The organism is Luteolibacter pohnpeiensis, assembly GCF_016595435.1.
GTDB classification, from domain to species: Bacteria; Verrucomicrobiota; Verrucomicrobiia; order Verrucomicrobiales; family Akkermansiaceae; genus Luteolibacter; species Luteolibacter pohnpeiensis.
On record NZ_JAENIJ010000145.1, the window covers coordinates 1 to 811 of the forward strand.

Annotated in this window: 1 protein-coding gene; it reads right to left on the bottom strand. The window is 54.0% G+C overall.

All coding sequences use genetic code 11. The annotated features are described in order from the left end of the window. Window positions 1-367: 367 nt before the first annotated feature. Window positions 368-811: hypothetical protein (locus tag JIN85_RS20645; protein ID WP_200270020.1), on the bottom strand; the 444-nt coding region annotated here is incomplete at its 5' end.

An 811-nucleotide genomic window follows, 5' to 3' on the forward strand; every position in this document is an offset into this window, starting at 1 on the left:
CTCCGCGTGATCGCCCAATGCGGCTGAAACCCATCGTCAATCCATCCTCAAAACCTCAACAAAAAGCCTCATCCCCAATCTTTGGTGTAGACCCACAAAGGCGAAGGAATGGTTTCCTTCGCCTTTTGCAACTTGCTTGTTTCAAGATGGTGCGCGCGAAAGGACTCGAACCTTCACGGGGTTGCCCCCACTAGAACCTGAAATTCACTTTTTTTGCCAAACCCTTAATATTGCACACATTGCTCGCGCATAAAGTGACCACTTTGGCCTCAAATTACGTCCAAAAATAGCCACGGGTGGTCATTTCGGTGGTCATTCTGATTTCCCGCTACCTTTCTTTTATCAGAAGTGAAATCGCTATGAATACCTAAATCACCAGATTGTCCTTCGCAGATCCAGTCAGGCGACGGTTCAGGTTGTTGGTTCCGTAGGCGGGTGGCGCTCCTAGCTGGATGGTCGTGCGGCCAGTTTCGAGAACGCAGGTCAGGCCGTTTGGCACGGCTAGCATGTCGGCCCAGGTGGCTCGGCCACCGGCGATGTTTACCACTTTGCCCAGGTAAGGGCCGGGGTTGGTCACTGGCTCGACCAGTTTCACGGTGCCATCATGCGGTATCCAGTCCATGGCGGCTTTCAGATTGGCGGCGAGGTCCAGTGGCGGACGCTGGAAGGCAAAGGCTCCGGGTTTGTAGAGCGGACGGGTGGATTTCTGAACGAGAGTGGTGCCCATGACCTCGGTTTCCAGATCCAGATAGCAGGTCATGTAGTACGTGGTCGTGCCGTAGGTGCCGAACACGTAGTAGTCGGCATTGTC